The sequence below is a fragment of the Lysobacter sp. GQ73 genome (assembly GCF_059758755.1).
In genome coordinates this window covers 182,058-207,249 of sequence record NZ_JCAXEE010000004.1, presented here as the reverse complement: position 1 = coordinate 207,249, position 25,192 = coordinate 182,058, and the positions used below count along the sequence as shown (strand labels likewise).

Genomic DNA, 25,192 nt, shown 5'->3' with positions numbered 1-25,192 from the left:
CCGCGCTTGGGCCCGTCGCTGCACCTCGACAACGCCCCCAATCGATGCGTTGTCTCCGCCCAAAAAGAAACCGGGCCTTTCGGCCCGGTTCCAGTGACGCGATCGAACGAGTGCAGTACAGCAGCGATCAGAAGCCGCGGCCGACCTGTGCGAATACCGTGGTGTTGTTGCCGCCGCCCTGGCCGACGGTGGCGCTGGCGCCGATGTTGGCGTCCATGCCGAACAGGTGGGTGCGCACGCCGAACAGCAAGGTGCCGTAGTTCTGGTCGAACTGGCGGCCCATCACGGCGTAGTCGCCGAGGCCCGGCACCGTCTGCAGGCGTGCGTAGGCGTGTTCGGGGGCGTCCTCGAACTCGCGGTCGACGGTCAGGCGCGCGTACGGGCGGAAGCTTTCGCTGTGGGCGTAGTTGATCTGCCAGCCGACGCTGCCGATCAGCGAGTCGAACTCCTGCCTCGGATAGGCCAGCGAGGTCGACAGGGCCGGGTCGCTTTCGGCGAAGCCGTCGACTTCGATCTTCTGCGAGACCAGGCCGAGCACCGGGCCGTGGCGCAGCGCGTCCTGGCCGAACTCCCAGCCGCCGTTGACGGCGATGGTGAGGTTGTCGCCGTCGGCCGAGCCGTGGTGGACGCGGGTGACCGGGCCGAGATTGGCGTTGCGGTCGATGTCGAAGTCGAGCTGGGTGTAGCTGACCTGGCCGTTGACCCAGGCGCGCTCGCCGTACCAGCCGACGAAGCCGCCGAGGGTGGCTTCCTTCTGCTCGAACTCGCCGTTGCGCAGGCCGAAGTCGTTCTTCTGCTGGCCGTAGCCGGCGAAGGCGCCGAACACCAGGTTGCCGCGGTTCCAGTCGATACCGCCGCTCAGCGCCGGGCCGGCGCCGTCGTACAGGTCGCCATGGCCGTAGCGCTGGAAATCGCCGCGCAGGCTCGTCCACCAACGCATGCCGTCGCCGTCCTGCGGGCCGGCGAGGTGGTTGGCGACCTGGTCGGCGCGGGCGCGGCCGCTCATCGCCGCCGAGTTCGGCAACACCGCGATGAAGCGCGGCGCTTCGAGCACCGACAAGGCGTAGTCGCCGAGGATGCGGTGCGCCTTGCTCGAGGGATGCACGCCGTCGGCGAAGGCGTAGGTTTCCGGCGCGTCGGCGGCGGCGTAGTTGAGCGGGCTGCAGGTCAGCGACGAGCCGGTGATCTGCGGATTGCAGGCGGTGCCGGTGACGTTGGTGATGCCGTACGGCGCCGGGTTGGCGGCGATTTCCGCCAACAGGCTGAAGGTGTTGAGCGGGATCACCCGCAGGCCGGCCGAGGCGAGGCCGCCGTACAGCGCGTTGTTGTAGGTGGTCGACAGTTGGGTGCCGGTGGCCTGGGCGGCGGCGCCGCCCGCGCGGAACTGCGGGGTCAGGCCGAGGTTCGGCACGGTCGGCACCAGCACGTACTGGGCGCCGGCGTTCTGCAGCGCGGCGACCACGCCGATCTGCGCGGTGACGGCATTGGTGATGGTCGTCTGCACCGGTGCGCCGGCGACCACCGCGAACAGGTCGTTGGCGCCGCCCCACACGGTGTACAGCGCGTTGGGGTCGGCGCGGCCGCCGTTGGCGGCGAGGTAGTTGGCGGTCTGGGTGGCCAGCGATGGAATCGTGCCGAGCGCGCCGCTGGTGTTGGTGCCGGTGCGGGCGCCGCCGACGGCGTAGTTGGTGCCGCCCTGGTTGGCGCTGGTGGCGTTGGTGCCGTAGTACTCGGCGACGTATTCCGACCAGACCAGGCCCGGATTGGTGGTGAAGCGGCCGATCAGGGCCGCGTTCGGACCGACCGCCTGGAACAGCGCCGGGCGGAAATGGCCGGAGTCGGTCAGGCTGTCGCCGATGAAGACGGTCTGCGAATACTCCTGGGCGAAAGCCGGAGCGGCGGCCAGCACGAGAGCGGCGGCCAGCGCGGTACGAACGGGTTTCATCATGAACTTCCCTGCGGTGTTGTGACGGGTGATGGCGATCGAACGGTCGGTCGACCGCCGGAGAAAGACAGCCGCCGAGCCGGACATACGCCGGCGGATGGGCGAATCGAAACACGCGCCGGCGGATCAAGGCAAGGCGCAGCGCGGCAAAACCAGGCCGCGATTATCTCCGGCCGGACGCTCCGGCGCCGGGGCCAGAGGTCACAGAGCGCGGATACTCGGCCGGCTCGATGCGCGCCGACCGCCGCCGCCGAGACTGGCCGCGAGCCGGCGCCCACGCGACAATGGCGGCATGAATATCCTGCTCAATGGCGAACCGCGCGCGCTCGCGGCGCCGACCACGGTGGTCGAACTGTTGCACAACGAAGGCCTGGGCGAACGCCGGGTCGCGGTCGAGATCAACGGCGAGATCGTTCCGCGCGGGCGCCACGCCGAGCGCACCCTGGCCGACGGCGACAAGGTCGAGATCGTGCATGCGCTGGGCGGCGGTTGAGCGCGCAACCGCGCTGAGCCGCGGCGCCCCCCGGCGGCCGATGCGGGCGAGGGCTCGCCGGCCTCGATGTCTCTCGTCGCCCCGCTCCGCTGCTCCAGGGCGCGCCGGATAGGCAGCGCGCGCGGCTTATCGCCGGTTGAAATACACCGGGTTGCCCATCAACAGCAGGCGGCCTTGCGCATCGCGCACGTCGACGCGCAGCCAATGACGGGCGCCGTCGCTGCGCCAACGGAAATCGAAGCGCTGTTCGGCTTCGTCGATCGTCGGTCGGCCGATCAGCGGCGCGACGACGCCGTCGACGAGGGTCTCGACCCGGCCGCCGGCGACGTTGCGCACGGTCAGGCTCAACTTCGCCTCGTCTCCGGCGCGCAGGCGCAGTTCCCCGCCCATCGCGACTTGCTGGTCGCCGTGCCGAGCGCTGAGTTCCAGCGCACGGTCCTTCGAACCGCGCACGTCGACGAAGACATTGCCGGCGCGCAGGCCATCGAGGATCGCCGGCATCGACAGCTCGCGCGCATGCACCACCGTGGTCGGCCGGCCGATGCGGCTGGCGCCATAGGTCTCTTCGGCCTCGGTCGGCGCGTCGTGGTTGTCGCTGCCGCCGATGCCGGTGAGGCGGTGGCCGGCATTGAGTTCGCGCTGCCAGAACGCGATGCCGGAGCCCGGCGTGTCGGCGTCGCCGCCGTTGACCGCTTCGACCATGCCGACTCGCGACAGGTCCGCCGCCGGCACCGGCGTCCAGCCGCAGCCCATGCAGCGTTCGTCGGAGGGGCGGATCGGGTGGTTGATCGACACCGGCGCGCCGCGCTTTTCCAGCGCGCGCAATACGCTGTCCCAGTCCGGCACGGCGGCGCTGCCGACGCGGAAATCGACCGGCGCGTAGGTGCCGAACACGTTGGCATGGCCCTGGAAGGTGGTGATCTCGATGCCGGGCATCAGCAGCAACCGGTCGAAGTAGGGCTGCAACTCGCGCAGGGCCGACAGATGCGAGACGGTGTTGTGTTCGGTCACGGCGACGAAGTCGAGCCCCTGCCTGCTCGCGGCCTGCGCGGTCAGGAACAGCGGGCACGGCACCCGCGCGCCGGCCTGCGAGGCGCAGCTGCCGTCGCTGTGGCCGCTGTGCATGTGCAGGTCGCCGCGGTACCAGCCAGGCCCGGAGCGCAGCGGTTTGCCGGCGATGGCGGCAGTCAGGGCATCGGGACGATCGGCTGTGCCGAAATGGATGCGCGCGACGTACCCGGCGCGTTGATCGGCGCGGATGTTGGGAATGCCGAGCAACACCTTCCACTCGCCGGCCGGCAAGGCCCCGGCCGGGTACGACGGGGTGGCGTCGGTGGCGCTGACGGTGAACACGCGTTTGTTGCCGCCGCTCCAACCGCGGAAGCCGTCGCGGCCGAGGAAGTCGCCCGGTCCGATCAGGCCGAGGTCGATGGTGGTCTTGTGCTCGCGGCCGTCGTAGTCGAACTCGACGGTGATGCGGGCGACGCCATCCGGCACCCGGAACGGCAGTTCGCGGTAGCTGCGATTGTCACGGCCATCGATCGTGCCCTCGATGGTCAGGTCGGCGGCGGCGCTGGTCACCTCCGCGGCCGTGGCCGTCGCGCAGGCGAGGACCAGGATCAGCGCACCGCAGCAACGGCGCAGCGAAAACATCGCAAACGGATTCATGATCGCTCCGTACAGGTCAATCGTGCTTCTCGATCGCTTCGGCCGGGCGCTGGTTGCAACGCTCCGGCTGGCGCCGCGGGTTGCAGCGCGCGATTTCGCCGCGCGGGAATATCACGCGATAGCGGCTGAAGCGCCGATCGGGCTGCGGGTAGTCGGTAGAGATGTAGTGCGCGCCGCTGGCGAACGCGGCCTCGCGCCGGCCCGGGTCGTTGCGCCGCGCCTCGACCGTATCGGCGTCGGCGCGCGTGCGCACCAGGAAACCGGCGGCGACCGCCTTGGCGATGCGATCGCCTTGGCCGACCGGGTCGTTGAGGGTCAGGTAGGCGGCATCGGAGGCCTGCTCGTCGGTGTTGACGAACATCGCCCGCCCTTCCAGCGAGCGTCGCCCGCCGCGGTACAGGCCGACCTTGCGCGGGTCCTCGTCGAGCGCGAACAAGACCTTGCCGCGCGCCTGCCCCAGCGTCGGCCAGCCGCCGGCCAGCACCGCCGCGCGCAGGCTCGGCGCGGTGCCGCGCACGTCGTCGGGCACGATCAGTTCGCCAGCGGCGAACACCGAGCGGATCTCGGCGTCGAGCGCATCGAAGGCGGCGGCGTCGAACGGCAGCGGCGCCACCGCACCGGGTCCGCCGCGTCCGTCCTTGGCGTTGATTAGGATCAGGATCGGCGCGTGCTCGCGATGCCGTTGCGACCAGTCGCGGATCTGCCGCAGGCATTGCACGAAGACCATGCATTGGCTGCGGAAATCGATGTCGGCCAGGTGCATGACCTTGAAGCCGGGCCGCGCCATCTCGGCCGCGACCGCCGGCGACCAGGGGCCGGCCTCGCCGTAGCCGCGACGCGAGGCTCCCGGCGGATGCGCGTAACGGCCGCCGCGCGGGTCGTGGTAGACGTCGAGTTCGAGCGTGCGCGCGCCCTGCTCCAACTGCGCGAACAAGGGCGGGTGCGCGTAGTCGAGCGAATCCGCGCCGGCCGCATCGAGCGCGCGATGCGCGGCCAACTCTTCCGGCGGTATCGCGAGCTTGTAGCTGTTGTGGGTGCCGATCGCCTGCAGATCGTTGATCCGCAGGCGCGCATCGATCCAGGCCCGGCTGCAGTCCTGGCCGGCCGACGCGGCACGTTCGGCATCGAGCCTGCAGCCTGGGTCCGCGGCCGGTGCGCCGGTTTGCGCGCCGGCCACGCTTGCAAGGACCGGGACGCCAAGCAGCGCGCAGACAAGCAACGCGCCGCTCAGCCGGACTTTCGGCGTGGGTGCCCGCACCGCGCTCAGAACCGGTACATCAGCGCGGCGCGGAACGACCGGCCGAGCAGCGGGCGGGCGATGAAGGTGTTGGCGCCGGCGTCGGCACTCTGCAATTCGCCGGCACGTGGGTTGCCTTCGGTCAGGCCGCGCGAGTTGGTCAGGTTGTCGCCGTACAGGAACAGGGTCAGCCCTGGGGTGAACTCGTAGCGGGCGCTGGCGTTGAGGACGTTGTACGACGGCAGCCGCACCGAATTGGCGGTGTCGACGAAGCGCTCGCCCTGGTACTCGTAGGCGAGCTGCAGGCGCAGGCGGTCGTCGAGCAGGTTGATGCCGGGGACGATGCGGAAGCTGTTCTTCGGCACCCGGATCAACTGGTTGCCGACGAAGTCGCGCAACACCGGCGCGCCGTTGACGATCTCGGTATAGCGCAGGCCCTTGTACTGCGGGTCCTGCACGGTCGCGGTCAGCTGCAGGTCGAACCAGCGCACCGGGAACCACGAGGCCTCCAGTTCCAGGCCGGTGGTCTTGGTGTCGGCGTAGCCCTGCTGGACGGTCGAGGTGCCGGCGTTGAGGTCGAACACCGCATTGCTGAAGCCGACGTTCTCGTACTTGGTGTAGAACACGGTGGCGAACACGTCGAAGGTTTCGTTGCTGAACTTGTAGCCGACCTCGCCGAGCTGCATGGTCTGGATCACCGGCTGCGCCGCGGTGTCCTTGCCGACGCAGTCCTGCGCCGCGGCCTGGGTGCAGTTGGAATAACGGGTGATGAAGCTCGACAGATTGGGCAGGCGGAAGGTCGGGGTCCAGCGCGCGAACAGGCCGGAGTACTTGTCGAACTGCCAGTTGGCGCCCACGGTCCAGCCGAGCTTGTCGTAGTCGCGGTCGTAGCTCACGAAGCGGCCCGAGCCGGTCAGGATCTGCGAACTCGCCGGGGTGCCGAGGTCGACCTGTTTGCGGATCTCGGTCCAGCCCTTGGCGTTGACTTTCTCCCAGCGCACGCCGGCGTCGATGCGCAGGCGGTCGTTGACCTGCCATTCGTCCGACAGGTACACCGCCTGGGTGGTCGAGCGGCCGCTGGCGTTCTCCCACTCGTAACCGTACCGATAGAAGCCCTGGTCGGTCAGCGTCGTCAGCGCCCGGCCGGCGGTATCCACCGCGACCAGGTCCAGCAAACGCGCGTTGTCGCGCACGTCGAGCAGGGTCGTCGAGGAATATCGGTCGAAATCCTGGTCGAAGCGCGCGTAGTAATAGCCGAAGGTGAGGTCGTGGCTCTGCCCGCCGAAATCGAAGCGGCGCATCAGCCGGGTGTCGCTGATCAACTCGTCGACCGGCATGGTCACGCCGCGCAGGCCGCCGACCGTGACCAGGCCGTTGCCGTTCTGGTTGGCCACATCGAACACCTGGCCCGGGCTGTCGACATAACGCAGCTGGGCGCCAGCGGCGCCGGCAATCGCCGCGAGCTGCTTCTTCAGCGCCGGGTCGGACAGGAACCTGGAGGCGCTGAGCAGTTGCAGCGGGAATACGCCGTTGCGCTGGGTCTCGGTGCGGTCGTAGCGCAGCGACTGGGCCAGTTTGAAGCCGGCGCCGAGCTCGTAGTCGAACTTGACCGTGTACTGGTCGCGCTCGACCTCGGTGCCGCGCGCGTTGTCGAACGCATAGCGGCTGCGGTCGCCCTGCAGCATCGAGGCGTGACGCGTTTCCGGGCCGGCCAGGGTGCCGTAGTGGTCGTCGAAACCGGGCACGCCGCGGATCTTGCCGTCGGCGTAGGTGCGCATCGGAATGCCCAGGTACAGCGCGACGTTGTCGTCGAGGCGCTTGTAGTCGAGGGCGAAGCGGCCGCGTTCGAACTCCTTGCTCAGGTTGATCCGGTACTGGCCGCCGTCGTTGGCCTGGAAGCCGGGGTCGCGGATGCCGTCGTCGAAGCGATAGAAGCCGCCGAGGCCGAGCTTCCAGCCGGCGCCGAGCGGCGTACCGAAGAAGACATCGTAGCGGTTCAGGCCGTAGTCGCCGGCGGTGTACTTGACCACGCCCTCGGCGCTGTCGCCGACCACACGCGGGATGAAGTTGATCGCGCCGGCGGGCGCGTTCGAATAGAACACCGACGAGGGGCCGCCGCGCACCACCTCGATGCGTTCGATGGTTTCGTCGAGGCGGAACGCCTGATCGCCGTTGAGGAAGCCCAGGGCCGGGTCGTGCTGCACCGGGATGCCGTCTTCGAGCAGGGTCACCGAGCCGAAGCCGTCGACCGGGATGCCGCGCGCGCGGATGTTGCCGCTGGCTTCGCCGCCGGTGGCTTCGACCCAGAAGCCCGGCACCGACTTCATCGCCTCGGTGACCGAGGTCGGCGCCTGCATGCGCAGGCGGTCCTCGTCGATGGCGGTGATCGAATAGCTGGTCTCGGCCTTGCTGCGCTGGCGGGTGCCGGAGCGGCCGGTGACGATGACGGTGTCGAGATCGGTGGCGCTGGCGGCGGCTAGGCTCGCGTCGCTGGCGGAGGCCGCGGCGGTGTCCTGGGCCTGTGCGGTGGAGACGGCGAAGGCGGCGGCAGCGGTCGATACGAGGGCGCAGCGGATCGCCCGGCTCAGCTGGCGGGTGGAAGGCATCATGGATTCGGCGTTCGGAAGGAAGGGAAGGCTGCCGGCCGGTTCCGTCCGAAGGCCCTGCGTCGAGCCCGGCAATCCTGCGAATGCTGAGCCGCGACGTTTAAAGATTCGTGACAGCCGTCGATGCGATTGCGCGCATGCGGCTTGGCGCCAGGATCGGTCAAGCGTGGTGCGCGGGAGTCGGAGAGCCGCGCGCGGTCGCACAGCACAAGTAAATCCCTGCGCCGTCAGCCGAAGCGAAGCCAGGCTGCGCCAGGGTCACGCAGATCGCCATGATCTCGATGAGGCACTGACGCGCCGCCTCGCTCCACGCAAAGAGCCCCGGCCGAGGCCGGGGCTCTGTTGCGGTTTGCGAGTACCGTACGTATCAGCTGTCGCCGCCTCCGTCGATCACGGTGGCCGGCGAGACCGAGCAATGGCCGGGTCCGGTCGTGCCTTCGTTGTAGGCGGCGAGAATGCCGGCGAGCCGGATCGCGGTGTCGCGTGCCGGGCCCTTCGGCGCGTTGGTGTTGCGGCCGATGAACCATGCGGTGGCTTCGGCGATCGCGGCCTGCACCTGGGACGGAGCGCCCGCGCCGGCTTCGGCGTTGAGGCGTGCGGCCATGTACTGGTGCGCGAGGATGTAGTACCCGTTGCCGCCCTTCGGCGGGGTCCAGAACACCTTGTACCAGGTCTGACCGGACGCGAAGAACAGGGTGTCTTCGCCGATCGAGGCCCAGGTCGCGTCATACGGCGCGGGGCCGTACGTCGAGTGGGTCTTCCAATAACCCTGGGTGTAGGTGCATCCGCTCACGGCGCACAGTTCCGGCACCTTCACGCTGATCACGGCTTCGTCGCTCCTGTTGGCGCCGTTGTCGGTCGCCAGGTTGAGGAGGTTCGGAACCATGAATTCGCACGTGTTACCGGGGCCGACCTGGCTCGGCAGTATCCACGACGAGAAAATGTCGAGGCTGTTGACGATGCCCGGATCGGGGTTGATGTCGCCGGTGACGTACTGGTTGAAGCTGTCGCACATCAGCGGGCTGACCTGCCAACCGAAGCTGTCGCCGAGGTTGAGGCCGGCGGTGCCGTTGAACAGGTCGCTGACCTGCACGCAGGCGTCGGTTTCGACGTTCGGCGAGCCGTACACCAGCGCGGCCTGGTTGGAGGTGTAGCTCTTGAAGCCGCAGTCGCTGGCGTTGCCGGCGGCGTCGTAGCACTTCAGCACGCGCTGGATGCTCGCCTCGTTATAGCCTTCGAGCTTGCCGCTCAGCGCGGCCTCGTAGGTGCAGTTGAGCGAGGTCGGGCCCTGCGGATCGCAGGTCGGCGACACCGACTGGGTGTCTCCACCGGCGAAGTACAAGGTATCGCTCGGATCGGCCGGGCTGAACTGCGGCGTGGCGTCGGCGGGCCAGGAGACCATGATGCCGCCGCTGACCGCGAAGCCGCTTTCCGACTCGATGCTGCGGGTCGCCGCGAGACGATACACCGTCTCGTAGTTGCCGCCGACATTGAGCAGCACCTGCACGTCGTCGCACAGGAAGTTGCCAGCGTAGACGCCGCTGGCGATCGGATCGGCCAGGCAGCCCTGCATGCCGACGACCGTCGCGTCGGCCGGCGAAACCACCACGTGCTTGTCGGGAGCCCAAGCGTAGTCGCGGTCGTAGCGGGTCTGCGCGGTCTTGCTGATCGCGACGGTCCGGCAGGCGACGTTGACCATGGCCGAGTCGCTGGCGGTGGCCCTGGTGCTGGCGCTGGTGCTCCAGGTGCCGGTCGCGGTGTTGTTGTGCTGGCCCTCGTCGGCGCCGCACACGAACGGCAACGGACGCGGATAGGTCCACACGTACGGACCGTTGCCGAGACTGAAGCTGTGGTTCGGATCGCCGGGCAGCATCGAGTCGTCGATCGCGAACGTATCGCCGTAGCTCTCGGCCGGGTTCGCCGGGATCGAGAACGACGCCGAAGCGACGAACGTGTACGAACCGCCCGCCCGCTCGCTGGTGATGCCGGCGGCGTTACCGCCTCCGGAGGCATCCAGCAGGAAGGGATGGCTGTTGCTGCTCAAGTCGAATGCGTAATCGCAGGTCAGGATGATCTTGTCCGGATTCGCCGCCGGCTTGACGCAGGCCAGGGTGTCGGTGTCGCCGCCCTGCGAGGTCCACGCGAGCTGGAACTGGGTCGCGCTGTTGTTGAACTGCAGGGTGTCGACCACCGCGGTGGTCTTCCAGCCGAAGTCGAACGGATCCCTGACCGTGATGGCGCCGGCGACGCGGTACATGCCGCGGGTGGTCGGCGTCGCGGTGACGGTGTATTCGACCTGGTGGCTGTCGCCGTCGAACATCACGATGTTCTCGGGCGTGACGGTCTTGTCGATCTGCCAGTCGGTATAGCGCTTCCAACTCGCCGTGGCGGTCTTGTCGCCGCTCGGCTTGGGCAGGAAACAGTACACGACATGGCTGACGCCGGCGGGTTCGCCGCTGGAATTGAGCGGCGCGAACAGGTTGCCGTCGCTGAGCACGCCGGGGGCGTACTGGAAGACGTTGTAAGCGTTGCCGCCCTTGACCACGATGTAGTCCATCGGCGCGGTCGAGCTGAAGCCGAGGTACCTGTTTTGGTCGGCGGGGGTGTAGTTGAAGGTGATGGTCTGGCCGGCCGCGCCGAGGCTGTAACTTTGGCCGTTGACCGGCGCGCTGCCAGTGCTGCCGCCCAATCCGGACCAGGTCGCGACGCCGGGCAGGTCGTCGCAACTGGTGAAATTCCCCGAATAAGTGGTCGGCTGCACCGAGGCCGCCCAGGCCCCGGCAGGCAAGGCGGCAGCGGAAGCAAGCAGGAGCGCCGTTGCAAGCAACGGACGCCAACGTCGAGTGGTGGACATGTCAGAACTCCGTGAGCGGGGTGGCAAAGCACCCTGTTCTTCGCGCTCGGTAGCTCGGCCATGCTGACCTGGACGGCCCGCACCCGTGGCTTTGCGACGCCGGCTCTCGCCGGTTGTGCCTTTGTCGAGTCCCGTATGACGGCGCGGCGCCCACTTCCCCAGCGGACGCCGCCGGCGATGGCCTGTGCGTCGCGAACTACGGCGACGCCCAGTACCGCCTGGCGGCCAATATACGCTTCAAAATGTGATTGCAATCACATTTTTATCATTCGGCGACGAACGGTCGCCAACCTGGATAGCTGGCGCGGGCGGCCGGATTCGGCGCCGAGCCGCCTTATTCCGGCCCCTCCCCCACCCGACCGGGCGAGCCGCGGCAAGCACCGCGAAAACCGCATGCCGGATGAAACGCCGACGCGCGCGGGGTCCAAGCGCAGGGCGTTATCCGACATAATTCACCGATGACGAACAACGCCTTATCCGATCCGCTGGTCATCGCCGGCAAAACCTATCGCTCGCGCCTGTTGACCGGCACCGGCAAGTTCAAGGACCTCGACGAAACCCGCCTGGCGACCGAAGCGGCCGGCGCCGAGATCGTCACCGTCGCCATCCGCCGCACCAACATCGGCCAGAACCCCGGCGAGCCCAACCTGCTCGACGTGCTGCCGCCGGACCGCTACACCCTGCTGCCCAACACCGCCGGCTGCTATACCGCCGACGACGCGGTGCGCACCTGTCGCCTCGCCCGCGAGCTGCTCGACGGCCACAAGCTGGTCAAGCTCGAAGTGCTCGGCGACCAACGCACCCTGTTCCCGGACGTCGTCCAGACCCTGGCCGCGGCCGAGATCCTGGTCAAGGACGGTTTCGACGTCATGGTCTACACCTCCGACGACCCGATCCTGGCCAAGCGCCTGGAACAGATCGGCTGCGTGGCGGTGATGCCGCTGGCCGCGCCGATCGGCTCGGGCCTGGGCGTGCAGAACAAGTACAACCTGCTCGAGATCATCGAGAACGCCAAGGTGCCGATCCTGGTCGACGCCGGCGTCGGCACCGCTTCGGACGCCGCCATCGCGATGGAGCTGGGCTGCGACGGCGTGCTGATGAACACCGCCATCGCCGGCGCCCGCGACCCGATCCTGATGGCGCATGCGATGAAGCTGGCGATCGAGGCCGGCCGCGCCGCGTTCAAGGCCGGCCGCATCCCGCGCAAGCGCTATGCCAGCGCCTCGAGCCCGGTGGACGGGTTGATCGGCTGATATGACTGACCCGTTCTCGAGCGACGGCGCCAAGACCCCGCCCAAGCCGTTCACCGTGGAAGAAGGCCGGCGCCAGGTGCGCAGCTTCGTCCTGCGCCAGGGCCGCTTCACCCCGGCCCAGCAGCGCGCCTTCGACGAACTGTGGCCGCGCTTCGGCATCGACTACCAGGGCGTCCCGCGCGATTACGACGACATCTTCGGCCGCAGCGCCAAGCGCGTGCTCGAAATCGGTTTCGGCAACGGCGAGGCCTTGCGCTTCGCCGCCCAGCACGACCGCGAACGCGACCTCATCGGCATCGAGGTCCACGCGCCCGGTGTCGGCCGGCTGTTGAACGCCCTGGCCGAAGACGGCAGCGACCACGTCCGCCTGTATCACCACGACGCGGTCGAAGTGTTGAACCACGAAATCGCCGACGCTTCGCTCGACGAGGTCCGGATCTACTTCCCGGACCCCTGGCACAAGAAGCGCCACAACAAGCGCCGCCTGGTCCAGCCGGCGTTCGCCGAGCTGCTGGTGCGCAAGCTCTCGCCCGACGGTCGCTTGCACCTCGCCACCGATTGGCAGGACTATGCCGAACAGATGTGGGACGTGCTCGACGCGACCGCCGGCCTGGTCAACCGCGCCGGCCCGCGCGGCAGCGTGGCCCGGCCGCCGTGGCGTCCGCAGACCCACTTCGAGACCCGCGGCCAGAAACTCGGCCACGGCGTGTGGGATTTGCTGTACGACAAGAAGCCGGGAACTGGGAATCGGGAATAGGGAACCGGATGCGCCCCACCGAACATTCGCGATGCTTTGCCGAGCCCGAATCCGGTGCCGACGGGTTGCCTCGCCCCTGCTGTTCCGATTCCCGATTCCCCCATCCCGAATCCCGGCCCTAAATGGATACCGCCCTCGCGCTCACCACCGACATGAAGCTCGTTCTCGGGCTGGTGGTCTTCACGATGGCGATGTTCCTGTTCGAGCGCATCCGCGCCGACGTCGTCGCCCTGGTGGTGCTGGTGCTGCTGGGCCTGTCCGGCCTGGTCGAGCCCGACGAGCTGTTCAACGGCTTCTCGGGCAACGCGGTCATCAGCATCATCGCCACGATGATCCTCGGCGCCGGCCTCGACCGCACCGGCGCGCTCAACCGCCTCGCCGCCTGGCTGCTGCGGCGCGCGCACGGCGTCGAGCAACGATTGCTGCTGCTGACCACCGCGGTGGCCGGGCTCAATTCGTCCTTCATGCAGAACCCTTCGGTGATGGCGCTGTACATGCCGGTCGCCTCGCGCCTGTCCTCGCGCACCGGCCTGTCGCTGCCGCGCCTGCTGCTGCCGATCGCCGCGGCCATCGTGATGGGCGGCGCCCTGACCATGGTCGGCAACTCGCCGCTGATCCTGCTCAACGACTTGCTGCTCAACGCCAACAGCAACCTGCCCTCGGGCGCGGCGACCATCGAGCCGCTGAAGATGTTCGCGCCGCTGCCGATCGGCATCGCCCTGCTGGTGGCTTCGCTGGCGTACTTCCATTTCTTCGGCGACAAACTGCTGCGCGACGACAGCGACAAGGGCGCCACCCCGGCGCGCACCCAGAGCTATTTCGCCAAGGCCTACGGGATCGAGGGCGACGTCTACGAAATGACCGTCACCGCCGACAGCCCTTTGGTCGGCATGTCGCTCGGCGAGGCCGAGGCCCTGCGCGGCGCGCCGCTGCTGCTCGCGCTCAAGAGCGACGGCGAAGCGCGGCTGGCGCCGCCGGCCGAAACCCGCATCTGGGTCGGCAGCGTGCTCGGCGCGATGGGGCCGAAGCAGCAGGTCGCCGACTTCGCCCAGAACCAGTTCCTGCGCCTGTCCACGCGCTTGCGCAACTTCGCCGACCTGTTCAACCCCAGCCGCGCCGGCATCTCCGAAGCGGTGGTGCCGGCGACTTCGGCCTACATCGGCAAGACCGCCGGCGACCTGCACCTGCGCAAGCAAGCCGGCCTGAGCCTGCTGGCGATCAACCGCGACAAGAGCGTGCTGCGCGACAACGTGCGCACCGTGCCGATGCGCGCCGGCGACATGCTGGTGTTCCATAGCATCTGGACCGATCTGGCGACCGCGGCGGCGAGCAAGGACCTGGTCGTGGTCACCGACTACCCCAAGGGCGAGCAGCGCCCGCACAAGCTCAAACTCGCGCTGACCATCTTCGCCGTGGCGATGCTGCTGGCCCTGTCTTCGCGCCTGCCGGTGTCGATCGCGCTGATGACCGGCGTGGCCGGCATGCTGATCGCCGGAGTGATCAACATCGACGAGGCCTACGCGGCGATCAACTGGAAGACCGTGTTCCTGATGGCCTGCCTGATCCCGCTGGGCTGGGCGATGGATTCCAGCGGCGCGGCGGCGTGGATCGCCGGCCACACCATCGAGCGCCTGCCGACCGGCACTCCGGTGTGGCTGCTGGAGATTTTCATCGGCTTGCTGACCACGATGTTCTCGTTGGTCATCAGCCATGTCGGCGCGACCATCGTGGTGGTGCCGCTCGCGGTCAACCTCGCGCTGGCCGCCGGTGGCAACCCGACCGCTTTCGCCCTGATCGTGGCGCTGTCGGCCTCGAACAACTTCATGACCGCCTCGAACCCGGTGATCTCGATGATCACCGGCCCGGCCGGCTACACCGGCAAGGAGCTGTGGCGCATCGGCGGCCCGCTGTCGCTGATCTACACCGTGGTGACGGTGCTGATGGTGAATTTGTTGTTCTGGGGAAAGTGATGTCGCAGAAGCCGCAGCTTCGGTACGGCGGCCGGAAAAGCTGTTGGCTGTTGGCTGTTGGCTGTTGGCTGTTGGCTGTTGGCCGCTAACCGTCAACAGCCCTGTCTCACCCCAGCCACACCGCCCCATCGCGCACGGTCACCGCGACCGCGCGCAGCGCTTCGCCCCGGCAGGGGCCGGCGACGCACTGGCCGCCTTGCAGCTCGAAACTCGCGCCGTGCGCGGCGCAGACCAGCAGGCCGTCCTTGCTCTTGAGGAATTGCCCCGGCGCCCAGTCGAGACGACGGCCGGCATGCGGGCAGATATTCAACCAGGCGCGCACGGCCTCGCCGTCGCGATACAGCAGCAACGACTCGGCGTCGCCGTCCAGGGTCGCTTCGACTTCGGCGAAGGCGCCGTCGGCCAGCCGTTCAAGCCCGATCAGGGGCAACGCTGCGTTGCCGCCGTCGGCGGGAGGATTTAACGAACTTCTCACACCCTCGTCCATGCCTGGAACGATACTCCTGTGTCCGGCGTTTGCCGCATTGTCTCACGACACCCTAAATGTTTGCCCAGACCTTCCGATTCTCCGATCACCGACCGCAATGGAATGCGTTCCAGTCGCGCGTGCGCAACGCTTTCGAGCCGCGCAAGCCGCGTCACCGCCTCCTGCGTTTCGTGCTCGGCGTGGTCGGGCTCGGCCTGCTGGCGCTGCTGGTGATGTTCAGCATGGTGGTCGGCGCGGCGATGATCGCCGTCGGCCTCGCCTACAAGCTGTGGAAGCGCCGCGGCCAGCCGATGGCCCATCGCGGCCACGACATCGTCGAAGGCGAGTTCCGCGTCGTCGACGCGGCCCGGCTCGACCATCGCGCCCCTACTTCCTCCACCCATTGAACGCATGAGCGACGCGATCGCGGCACCGCCGCACACCCGCATTCCGGTCCGCGGCGCCGCCGTCGCCGACGGCACCACCTTCCCGGTCCGCCGCGTCTACTGCGTCGGCCGCAACTTCGCCGAACACGCTCGCGAGATGGGCGCGGCCGTACCGACCTCGGCCGCCGATCGCGGCCGCCCGGTGTTCTTCCTCAAGCCGCACGACGCGATCGAACTCGGCCAGGCCGTGCCCTACCCGCCCGGCACCGACGACCTGCACCATGAGGTCGAGCTGGTGGTCGCGATCGGTCGCGACGCGCCGGCCGGCGAGCTCGCCGTCGGCGACGCCCAGACGCTGGTCTATGGCTATGCGGTCGGCCTGGACCTGACCCGCCGCGACCTGCAGTCGCAGGCCAAAGCCAAGGGCCTGCCCTGGGATACCGGCAAGTCCTTCGATCATGCCGCGCCGATCAGCGCGATCGTGCCGGTCGCCGACGTCGGCGAACTCGGCGCGCGCGCCCTGAGCCTGGAAGTGAACGGCGAAGTCCGCCAGCGCGGCACGCTCGACGACCTGGTCTGGAACGTGCCCGAAATCCTGCACGAGCTGTCGCGGCTGTACGCGCTGCGCGCCGGCGACCTGATCTACATGGGCACGCCCTCCGGGGTCGGCCCGCTGCGGCCGGGCGACCGCTACCACGCCGTGCTCGAAGGCGTGGCCGAGCTGCACGGACACATCATCGCGGCGCCGGTATAGTCGCCCCGGCGCTGCGGCGCCGCCTTCATGTCGTCAACCAGGGAGAGCATGCGGATGGGCATGGTCAGCGAGTTCAAAGAGTTCATAGCGCGCGGCAACGTGGTCGATCTGGCCGTCGGTGTGGTGATCGGCGCGGCTTTCGGCAAGATCGTCACCGCCTTGGTCGACGGCATCGTCATGCCTTTCATCGGCTACCTCAGCGGCGGGGTCAACCTCAGCGACGCCAAGTACGTGCTGACCGCGGCGCAGATGGACGCCGCCGGCAAGGAAGTCGCCGCCGAAGTGGCGATCAAGTACGGCGCTTTCCTGCAGACCGCGGTCGACTTCCTGCTGATCGCGTTCGTGATCTTCCTGTTCCTCAAGGCTTACAACAAGGTCCGCAAGCCCGCCGACGCGGCGCCGGCGGCGACGCCCGAGGACATCGTGCTGCTGCGCGAGATCCGCGATTCGCTGCGCAGGTGAGAACGCTTCGCCCGTTGCGGCAAACCGCCTCAAACCTGGCGATAGGCAGCGACAAAAAACCCTCAAGTCCAACGTGACTTGCGACAGGTAGAGACGAAGCCGCGGGTTGCTAAGCTCGCGGCTTCGTCTTTTCCGGCCGTCTGGCTCCAGGCGGCCTCCGTACTTTCCAGATCAGGGAGTTGGGGATGCGCGCACCGTTGTGGGCAGCGATCGCTGCTGTGTTGTTCGTCGGCTCCGCCGTGGCCGCCCCGCGCGAAACGCGCATCCCCGAGGCCGCCATCGCCGCCGCCGGCGAATTGCGCGAAACCGCGCTGGCCAGCGACCTGGGTTATCGCATTACCGAATCGCTGACCACCGAAGTCGGCCCGCGCCTGGCCGGCAGCGAAGCCGATGCGCGCGCGGTGAAGTGGGCCGAAGCCAAGTTCCGCGAACTCGGCTTCGACAAGGTCTGGCTGGAGCCGGTGACGTTTCCGAAGTGGGAGCGCCGCAGCGAGCGGGCCGAAGTGCTCGGCGAGCATCGCCAGCCCTTGCACCTGACCGCCCTGGGCGGCAGCCCCGCCGGCAAGGTCGAGGGCGAGATCGTGCGCTTCGCCGACCTCGCCGCGCTGGAAGCCGCGCCGGCCGGTTCGCTCGAGGGCAAGATCGCCTTCATCGACTACCGCATGGAGCGGGCGAAAGACGGCGCCGGCTACGGCCCCGGCGGACGCGTGCGCAGCCGCGGCCCCTCGGCGGCGATCCGCGCCGGCGCCAGCGCCTACCTGATGCGTTCGGCCGGCACCGACTCGCACCGTAACCCGCACACCGGCATCACCCGTTTCGACGAAGGCCTGACCCCGATCCCGTCGGCCGCGCTGGCCGCGCCCGATGCCGACCAGCTCGCCCGCCTCGCCGCGCGCGGCCCGGTGCGCGTGCGCGTCGCCCTGGACTGCGGCTGGGACGGCGAAGCGACCTCGCACAACGTCATCGGCGAGATCCGCGGCAAGAGCAAGCCCGAGGAAGTCGTGATCATCGGCGGTCACCTGGACTCGTGGGACCTCGGCACCGGCGCGATCGACGACGGCGCCGGCGTCGGCCTGACCATGGCCGCGGCCAAGTTGATCGGCCAGAGCAAGCTGCGCCCGGCGCGCAGCATCCGGGTGATCGCCTTCGCCAACGAAGAGCAGGGCCTGTACGGCGGCAAGGCCTATGCGCTCAAGCACGCCGCGCAGGTCAAGCAACACCAGATCGGCGCCGAGAGCGATTTCGGCGCGGGCCGCATCTACGCCTATTCGAGTTCGGCCCCGGCGCATGCGCAGGCCGCCGACAAGCAGATCGCCGAGGCCCTGGCGCCGCTCGGCATCGAGCACACCCCGGGCAAGGGCGGGCCGGGTCCGGACATCTCGCCGTTCGCCGCGCAAGGCCTGGCCTGGGCGCGCCTGGCCCAGGACGGCAGCGACTACTTCGACTATCACCACACTCCCGACGACACCCTCGACAAGATCGACCCGAAGGCGCTGGCGCAGAACGTCGCCGCGTATGCGGTGTTCGCCTACCTGGCCGCCTCGGCCGAAGGCGATTTCGGCAGCGAAGCCAAGGCGGTTACGCCGCCGGAGGAGTGAAGCGGCGCGGTACTGCCGCTTGCCCGAGGCCACGGCAGAATCTGTTCGATCCACCCTGGTCTCTGCTTGAAACTGGCGCCCTCACCCCAACCCCTCTCCCGCACGCGGGAGAGGGGCTTTGAATCGGGCGGGACGGTCGGTTCGCTAGCTCGACGGAAACAAAGCCAGCCCCTTTCTCGCATGCGGAAAGGGGTTTTGCTTTTGCGCGGCACGGCGGTGCCGTTGCTGGAAGCGACGCAGGCTCAGTCCCCCTCTCCCGCGTGCGGGAGAGGGTCAGGGTGAGGGCGCTGCTACGCCCTGAAAGCCATGGTCAGAGCGCTCGCCGCCCCAAGGGCTATGCGCTGCGCGCCGTCCAGGCCGCCAGCAGCACCGCGGTCGCCGCGGCGACGTTGAGACTTTCGACCTTGCCGCTGCCGGGAATCGACAAACGCAGGTCGCAGGCGGCGACGAGGTCGCGGTCCATGCCTTCGCTTTCCGCGCCCAGCACATAGACCAGGCGCTGCGGCAGCGGGGTCGCGAAGGCGTTGTCGCCGCCGGAGACCACCGTCGCGGCCAGGGCGAAACCGGCGCCGCGCAGCTGGGTCAGCGCATTGTCGCTGCGGCCCATCCGCACCATCGGCACCGCTTCGGCGCCGCCTTCGGCGACGCGCGCGGCGGCGCCCGACAGGGCCAGGGTCGAGTCCTTCGGCATCAGCACCGCGGCGACGCCGAAGTGGGCGGCCGAACGCAGGATCGCGCCGAGGTTGTGCGGGTTGCCGACGCCGTCCAGCCAGATCGCCAGCTGCGGGCCGTCCGGCAATTCGCGCAGCCATTCCGACAAAGAGACCGGCTCCTCGCGCAATACGTCGGCGACCACGCCTTCGTGGTGGCCGCTCGCGGCGAGTTTGTCGAGGTCTGCTTCCTCGACCACGCGATAACCGACGCGATTGGCCACGCACCACGCCAGCAACGGCTGCAGGGCGGGAATGCGGTTGCCGCTCAGGTACAGCTTGCGGATCGCCTGCGGCCGGCGCGCGAACACCGCGCGGATCGCATTGAGACCGTACAGGCGCAGCTCGACGTCGCGGCGCGTGCGCTGCGGATGCGGCGCCTCGAACATGTCCTCGCCGAGGGGCTGGCGCAGGTCGGCCTCGTCGCGCTGGCGGTAGACCCGCTCGTCGCGCTCGTGGCGTTCCGGCCGGGCCCGCTCGCGCGGTGGACGCGTGTCGCCGGCATGTTGGGTGCGTTGCTCGCGCCGCTCCGAGCGCGAGTGCGGGTGCGCGTGCGCATGCCCGCTGCGGTCGTGTCCACCGCGATAGGGCGACGGCGGCGGCTCGACCGGCCCCGCGCCAGCCGGCGCATCGGGCTCGCGCCGCGGGCGTTGTTCGTCGTCGCGGCGCGGGCCGGTTCGCCAGGGGCTCTGTCCCGGAGCGAGGGGGGGGCGCGGACCGCGCGGGGGATCACGTCGCATCGTCGAGACTCCTTCTTACTTTGGCGAACACCCGCAGGTCGTGCAGTCGCCCGCGCTTGAACACGGCGCAGCGTTGCGCGCCTTCTTCTTCGAAGCCGTTCTTCAGCAGCACCCGCGCCGAGGCCGGATTGTGGTCGAGCACCGTCGCGCACAGCCGATACAGCGACAGCTCGCGCATGACCCAGGGCGCGAACACGCCGACCGCGCGGGTCATCAGGCCGGTATTCCACAGCGCGCGGCCGAGCCAGTAACCGAGCTCGGCGCTGTGGCCGCGCTCGCCCTGGCCGGCGCGTACGCCGATGCCGCCGCAGGCGCGGCCGTCGACTTCGATCGCGAACACCGGGGCCGAGAAATCGACGACCTGGCCGGACAAGAACCGTTCGCCGTCTTCGCGGGTATAGGGATACGGAAAACGGTCGCTGGTGGAACGCGAGACGTGTTCGTCGTTGGCGTGCAGGACCAGGTTGTCGAGGTCGTCGGGCCGCCAGCGGCGCAGGACGAAGCCTTCGCCAAGCAGGCGGATATCGCCCGGGTCGGATAAGGGAGCGGCGTTCATGGCGATAGCGTACTGCATCGCCCTCGGCGGGCGGAAACCGCGGTCTTTAGACGGATCGGGAGCAGGAGCGGCGCGAGCCGCGACCTGCGTCGTGGCCGCAGCCGCGCGGTCGCGGCCTGCGCCGTTCCTGCCCTGAGAACGACGCGTCCAGCCCGGAGACGGACGGCTTACCCGGTCAGGCGTGACCGCCGGCCTGCGGGGTTTCCTTTTCCAGTTTCTCCAGTTCGTGTGCGACCGCCTCGGGCGACTTGGTGTAGCGCGCCAGCAGGACGTAGAACGCCGGTACGATGAACAGCGACAACAGAGTCGAGAACGACACGCCGAAGATCACCACGATGCCGATCGTCGCGCGGCTCGCCGAGCCCGGGCCGCCGGCCAGGACCAGGGGCACGGCGCCGACCACGGTCGCGATCGAGGTCATCAGGATCGGGCGCAGGCGCACCGCCGAGGACTCGACGATCGCGGCATGGATGCTGCGGCCCTCGTCGCGCAACTGGTTGGCGAACTCGACGATCAGGATGCCGTTCTTCGCCGCCAGGCCGACCAGCATGACGATGCCGATCTGACTGAACAGGTTGAGGGTGCCGCCGGTCATCCACAGACCGAGCAAGGCCCCGAGCACGCCGAGCGGCACGGTCAGCATGATCACGAAGGGGTGGATGAAGCTCTCGAACTGCGCCGCGAGCACCAGGTACACGACGAGCAGCGCGAGAGTGAAGGTCATCAGCACTGCGCCGCCGGCCTTCTGGTATTCGCGCGATTCGCCTTTCCAGTCGATCTGCGCCTGCTCCGGCAGTTCTTCCTCGACCACCTGGTTGAGCCAGGCGATCGCCTCGCCCATGGAATAGCCGGGCGCGAGGCCGGCGCTGACGGTGATCGCGCGCAGCCGGTTGAAACGGTTGAGGCTGCCGGGCTCGGCCAGTTCCTTCAGCGTGACCAGGTTCGACAACGGCACCAGGCCGCCGTCGCGGGCGCGTACCTGGATCGCCGCCAGGTCGGCCGGCGAAGCGCGCACTTCGCGGCCGGCCTGGACGATCACGTCGTATTCCTCGCCGTTCTGCACGAAGGTGGTCGCGCGGCGCGACCCCATCATGGTTTCCAGCGAATGGCCGATGTCGGTGACGCTGACGCCGAGGTCGGCGGCGCGTTGGCGGTCGATCTCCACGCGCATCTGCGGCCGGGTTTCCTTGTAGTCCGAATCGACCGAGAACAGCCCCTTGTTCTGCTCGATGCGGGCCAGCAGCCGGTCGCGCCATTTCGCCAGTTCGAGGTATTCCGGGCCGCCGAGCACGATCTGGATCGGCTGCCCGCGGGTGCGCACCAGGCCGCCGCCGACCTGCGGCAGCGCGCGCACGCCGGTCAGCTGGCCGAGCTCGCTGCGCAGGCCGTCTGCGACGTCGGCGGTGCTGACCTCGCGCTTGTCCCAATCCTGCAGGAACACCGCGATGCGACCGGTGTGCATTTCCTCGCTGGCGCCGAAGCCGCCGGGCACGCGCGGGTTGTAGCGCTGGATGGTCTGGTCCGGCCCGGTGTGCGAGGCGATGATCTTCTCGACCTGCTGCACCTGCTTGACCGTGTAGTCGTAACCGGCGCCTTCCGGGCCGACGATCGAGACCTGGAACGAGCCGCGGTCTTCCTGCGGCGCCAGTTCCGACGGCACCAGCTTGAACAGGCCGAAGCTCAGGGCCAGCGCGATCAACAGCAGCGCGCCGAACAGCCACGGCCGCTCGACGGTGCGGTCGAGCAGCCCCTTGTAGCGCCGGCTCACGCCGTCGAGGCGCGCGTTGACCCAGCGGTTGACCGGATTGGATTTCTCTTCGCTGTGCGGTCGCACGAACTTCGACGACATCATCGGCGTCAGGGTCAGGGCGACGAAGGCCGACAAGGCCACCGCGCCGGCCAGCGCCACCGACAACTCGCGGAACAGCCGCCCGGTGTTGCCTTCCATGAAACCGATCGGCAGGAACACCGCGACCAGCACCGCAGTGGTCGCGATCACCGCGAACGCGACCTGCTTGGTGCCGCGCGCGGCGGCGACCAGTTTCGGCTCGCCGAGGTCGGCGCGGCGCTGGATGTTCTCCAGCACCACGATCGCATCGTCGACCACCAGGCCGATGCACAGCACCAGCGCCAGCAAGGTCAACAGGTTGATCGAGAAGTCGAAGGCGTACAGCGGGATGAAGGCGGCGATCAGGCACACCGGCACGGTCACCGCCGGGATCAGCGCGGCGCGGAAGCTGCCGAGGAACAGCCAGATCACGATCAACACCAGCACCACCGCCTCGGCCAGCGTGTGGTACACGCGTTCGACCGCCGACTCGATGAAGATGGTGGTATCGAAGGCGACGAAGATGTCGGTGCCGTCCGGCAGGCTGGGGCGGATCTTGTCGGCCTCGGCGCGAATCGCGCGGGCCACGTCCAGACTGTTCGCGGTCGAGGTCTTGACCACGCCCAGGCCGATGTTGGGCTCGCCGTTGCTGCGATAGTAGGCGCGGCGTTCGGCCGAATCGAGCTGGATCTTGGCCACGTCGCCGAGCCGCACCACATAGCCGTCGGCGCCCTTCTTCAGCGGAATCTGGGCGAAGTCCTCGGGCTTTTGATAACTGCGCGCGACCCGCAGGGTGAAGTCGCGCGACTGCGATTCGATGCGCCCGGCCGGCAGTTCGACGTTCTCGGCGCCGAGCGCGGCCTCGACTTCGTTGACGGTGATGTCGCGCGCCGCCAGCGCGTCCTGATCGAGCCAGATGCGCATGGCATAGCGCTGCTGGCCGCCGATGCGGACCTGAGCCACGCCGTCGACCGAGGACAGCCGGTCGACCACGTAACGCTCCGCATAGTCGGACAGCTGCAGCGTGTCCATCTGCTTGGAGTTCATGTTGAGCCACATGATCGGGTCGGCGTCGCTTTCGACCTTCTCGATCTGCGGCGGGTCGGCCTCTTCCGGCATGCGATTGGAAACGCGGCTGACCGCGTCGCGCACGTCGTTGGCCGCGGCTTCGATCTCGCGCTGCAGGGTGAACTCGATGCTGATCGAGGCGCGCCCGTTGACGCTGCGCGACTCGATGCTCTCGATGCCTTCGATGCCGGCCAGCGCGTCTTCCAGCACCTGGGTGATGCGGGTTTCGACCACCGCCGCCGAGGCGCCGGGATAGGTCACGTCGACCGAGACCACCGGCGGGTCGATCGCCGGCAATTCGCGCAAGGTCAGGCGCGAGAACGCCATCACGCCGAGGGCGATCAACAGCAGGCTCATCACGGTGGCGAACACCGGACGGCGGATCGACAGGTCGGAAATATTCATTGCGCTTCGCCGCCGTCGCGGCGCTTGGGCGCGCTGCGCTTGGGCGCTATGTAGATCGGCACGACCCGGGGCCGGTCGCCCGCGGCCTGCCCGGGGTCGCTGGCGAGGTCTTCAGGCGGCGCCGCCGGCACGCTGCGCAGGCGGAAGTCCAGAGCGCGCTTGACCGCGGCGCGCAGGTCGCCGGCATCGGGCTTGCGCGGCAGCGAGGACAGCAGGGAACGCATCCAGTCAGCCATTCGCGCCGCCCTTCGCCGCGGCGGCGCCCTTCTGTGCCGGCGGCTTCGTGCCGGCGGCCTGAATCTTGTTGCCGACGCGCAGCTTGCCGGTGCCGTCGACGACGATGACGTCGCCGACCTTGAGGCCCTTGACGATTTCGGCCAAGCCTTCGCGGCGGGTGCCGACCTCCACGTCGGCGCGCTCGACCGTGTTGTCCGGCTTGACCCGGAACACATAGGAATCGGTGCCGACCTGCACCACCGCGATCTCCGGCACCAACAGCGCCTGGCGTTCCGGCTGCAACAAGGTCACCTGCATCAGCATGCCCGGACGCAGGCGATGCTCGGGATTGGGGAAATCCGCGCGCACCGTGATCGCGCGCGTGGCCGGGTCGACCCGCGCGTCGATCGTGCTGACCTCGCCCTGGAACGGCTGGTCCGGATACGCGGCGCTGCGGCCCTCGACGGTCTGGCCCTTGGCCACCCGGGCCAACTGGGTTTCCGGCACCGGGAAATCGACGTAGACCCGGCCGGTGTCGTCGAGGGTCGCGATCGGCGTGCCCGGCGTCACCAGCGAGCCGGGGCTGACCTGGCGGATGCCCAGCACGCCGGCGAACGGCGCGCGGATCACCCGGTCGCCGATGTCGGCCTTCATTTGTTCGACCCGGGCGCGGGCGGCGTCGCGGGTCGCGCGCTGGGTGTCGAGCGCGGACCGCGCGATCAACTGCTGCGCGGCCAGTTCGCTCTGGCGCTGGTACAGGGCGGCGGCTTCCTTGGCGGTGGCCTCGGCCTGGGCCAGCGCGGCCTGCTGCGCCTTGCCGCTGAGGGTGACCAGGGACGCGCCGGCGGCGACCTGATCGCCGCTGTCGAAGTGCACGCCCTGGACGATCTCGCTGACCTTGGCGGTGACCGTGATCGACTCGCGCGCTTTGACGTTGCCCAGCGCCTGCACAGTGTCGTTCCAGGACCGCAGGCGGACCGGCTCGGTGGTGACCGGGATCGGACGATCGCCGCCCTGCCCTGCCTGGGGCGCCCCGCCCTTGCTGCCGCAGGCGGCTAGAGCGAGGGCGAAGGCAAGGGTGCAGCAGGAGCGAAGGCCGGAACGTGGTCGCATGCGGTTCTCTGAACGGGTGCCCGGAAGGGCGGCGGCGCGGGTCTGCCGGGCGCTGTCGCGACCCGGGCAGGCGATCCGCGCGGAAGGTAGAGCCGGCGCGGCGATGA

19 protein-coding genes and 1 riboswitch are annotated in these 25,192 nt (G+C 68.9%); of the genes, 8 read left to right on the top strand and 11 right to left on the bottom strand.

Annotation, left to right across the window (positions count from 1 at the left end; genetic code table 11):
• Positions 1-127: 127 nt before the first annotated feature.
• Positions 128-1,924, bottom strand: coding sequence for an autotransporter domain-containing protein (locus tag AC6CH2_RS13500; RefSeq protein WP_498269926.1), 1,797 nt, complete (start codon positions 1,922-1,924; stop codon positions 128-130).
• A gap of 313 nt (positions 1,925-2,237) precedes the next feature.
• Here AC6CH2_RS13500 and thiS point away from each other — a divergent pair, with 313 nt between their 5' ends.
• A complete protein-coding gene (gene thiS / locus AC6CH2_RS13495; RefSeq protein WP_498269676.1) occupies positions 2,238-2,438 on the top strand; it encodes a sulfur carrier protein ThiS in 201 nt (66 codons plus the stop codon).
• 126 nt (positions 2,439-2,564) lie between these two features.
• On the opposite strand, the gene AC6CH2_RS13490 is transcribed toward thiS, so the two are convergent.
• The 4 genes from AC6CH2_RS13490 to AC6CH2_RS13475 all read right to left on the bottom strand — a co-directional run bounded on the left by AC6CH2_RS13490 (position 2,565) and on the right by AC6CH2_RS13475 (position 10,803).
• Positions 2,565-4,106: a CehA/McbA family metallohydrolase gene (locus tag AC6CH2_RS13490; RefSeq protein ID WP_498269675.1), complete on the bottom strand. Its 1,542-nt coding sequence runs from the start codon at positions 4,104-4,106 to the stop codon at positions 2,565-2,567.
• A gap of 16 nt (positions 4,107-4,122) precedes the next feature.
• Positions 4,123-5,283 (bottom strand): phosphatidylinositol-specific phospholipase C1-like protein, encoded by a 1,161-nt coding sequence (locus AC6CH2_RS13485; protein WP_498269674.1) that lies wholly within the window; start codon positions 5,281-5,283, stop codon positions 4,123-4,125.
• Between the two features lie 86 nt (positions 5,284-5,369).
• Positions 5,370-7,949: a TonB-dependent receptor gene (locus tag AC6CH2_RS13480; protein WP_498269673.1), complete on the bottom strand. Its 2,580-nt coding sequence runs from the start codon at positions 7,947-7,949 to the stop codon at positions 5,370-5,372.
• 367 nt (positions 7,950-8,316) lie between these two features.
• Positions 8,317-10,803, bottom strand: coding sequence for a hypothetical protein (locus tag AC6CH2_RS13475; protein ID WP_498269672.1), 2,487 nt, complete (start codon positions 10,801-10,803; stop codon positions 8,317-8,319).
• 45 nt (positions 10,804-10,848) lie between these two features.
• Positions 10,849-10,933, bottom strand: a riboswitch (cyclic di-GMP riboswitch).
• Positions 10,934-11,261: 328 nt separating this feature from the next.
• On the opposite strand from AC6CH2_RS13475, the gene AC6CH2_RS13470 reads away from it, so the two are divergent.
• The 3 genes from AC6CH2_RS13470 (at position 11,262) to AC6CH2_RS13460 (ending at position 14,783) form a co-directional block, all read left to right on the top strand.
• A complete protein-coding gene (locus AC6CH2_RS13470; protein ID WP_408952747.1) occupies positions 11,262-12,056 on the top strand; it encodes a thiazole synthase in 795 nt (264 codons plus the stop codon).
• 1 nt (position 12,057) lies between these two features.
• Complete coding sequence (gene trmB, locus AC6CH2_RS13465; RefSeq protein ID WP_498269671.1) at positions 12,058-12,813, top strand: tRNA (guanosine(46)-N7)-methyltransferase TrmB; 756 nt, start codon at positions 12,058-12,060, stop codon at positions 12,811-12,813.
• Between the two features lie 122 nt (positions 12,814-12,935).
• Positions 12,936-14,783 (top strand): SLC13 family permease, encoded by a 1,848-nt coding sequence (locus AC6CH2_RS13460; RefSeq protein WP_435393999.1) that lies wholly within the window; start codon positions 12,936-12,938, stop codon positions 14,781-14,783.
• Between the two features lie 106 nt (positions 14,784-14,889).
• Here the strand turns inward: AC6CH2_RS13460 and AC6CH2_RS13455 are convergent, their stop codons facing one another.
• Complete coding sequence (locus tag AC6CH2_RS13455) at positions 14,890-15,270, bottom strand: Rieske (2Fe-2S) protein (protein ID WP_498269670.1); 381 nt, start codon at positions 15,268-15,270, stop codon at positions 14,890-14,892.
• Positions 15,271-15,326: 56 nt separating this feature from the next.
• Between AC6CH2_RS13455 and AC6CH2_RS13450 the strand changes: the two genes are divergently transcribed.
• The 4 genes from AC6CH2_RS13450 (at position 15,327) to AC6CH2_RS13435 (ending at position 18,449) form a co-directional block, all read left to right on the top strand.
• Positions 15,327-15,656, top strand: coding sequence for a hypothetical protein (locus AC6CH2_RS13450; RefSeq protein WP_498269669.1), 330 nt, complete (start codon positions 15,327-15,329; stop codon positions 15,654-15,656).
• 4 nt (positions 15,657-15,660) lie between these two features.
• A complete protein-coding gene (locus tag AC6CH2_RS13445) occupies positions 15,661-16,389 on the top strand; it encodes a fumarylacetoacetate hydrolase family protein (RefSeq protein ID WP_498269668.1) in 729 nt (242 codons plus the stop codon).
• Between the two features lie 54 nt (positions 16,390-16,443).
• Entirely contained in the window at positions 16,444-16,851 is a 408-nt protein-coding gene (gene mscL / locus AC6CH2_RS13440; protein WP_498269925.1) for a large-conductance mechanosensitive channel protein MscL, read from the top strand.
• Between the two features lie 185 nt (positions 16,852-17,036).
• Positions 17,037-18,449 (top strand): M28 family peptidase, encoded by a 1,413-nt coding sequence (locus AC6CH2_RS13435; protein ID WP_498269667.1) that lies wholly within the window; start codon positions 17,037-17,039, stop codon positions 18,447-18,449.
• A gap of 334 nt (positions 18,450-18,783) precedes the next feature.
• On the opposite strand, the gene AC6CH2_RS13430 is transcribed toward AC6CH2_RS13435, so the two are convergent.
• From AC6CH2_RS13430 to AC6CH2_RS13410, 5 genes are all read right to left on the bottom strand, one after another.
• Positions 18,784-19,572 carry a TrmH family RNA methyltransferase gene (locus AC6CH2_RS13430; RefSeq protein ID WP_498269924.1) on the bottom strand — a complete coding sequence of 263 codons (789 nt, stop codon included), beginning with the start codon at positions 19,570-19,572 and terminating at the stop codon, positions 18,784-18,786.
• Between the two features lie 316 nt (positions 19,573-19,888).
• Positions 19,889-20,455, bottom strand: coding sequence for a GNAT family N-acetyltransferase (locus AC6CH2_RS13425; protein WP_498269666.1), 567 nt, complete (start codon positions 20,453-20,455; stop codon positions 19,889-19,891).
• A gap of 175 nt (positions 20,456-20,630) precedes the next feature.
• Positions 20,631-23,756 carry an efflux RND transporter permease subunit gene (locus AC6CH2_RS13420; protein ID WP_498269665.1) on the bottom strand — a complete coding sequence of 1,042 codons (3,126 nt, stop codon included), beginning with the start codon at positions 23,754-23,756 and terminating at the stop codon, positions 20,631-20,633.
• Positions 23,753-23,992, bottom strand: a complete 240-nt coding sequence (locus tag AC6CH2_RS13415) for a hypothetical protein (protein WP_498269664.1) — start codon at positions 23,990-23,992, stop codon at positions 23,753-23,755. The genes AC6CH2_RS13420 and AC6CH2_RS13415 overlap by 4 nt, the downstream gene beginning before the upstream one ends.
• On the bottom strand, positions 23,985-25,085 hold the full coding sequence (locus AC6CH2_RS13410; RefSeq protein ID WP_498269663.1) for an efflux RND transporter periplasmic adaptor subunit: 1,101 nt from the start codon (positions 25,083-25,085) through the stop codon (positions 23,985-23,987). The genes AC6CH2_RS13415 and AC6CH2_RS13410 overlap by 8 nt, the downstream gene beginning before the upstream one ends.
• Between the last annotated feature and the right edge of the window lie 107 nt (positions 25,086-25,192).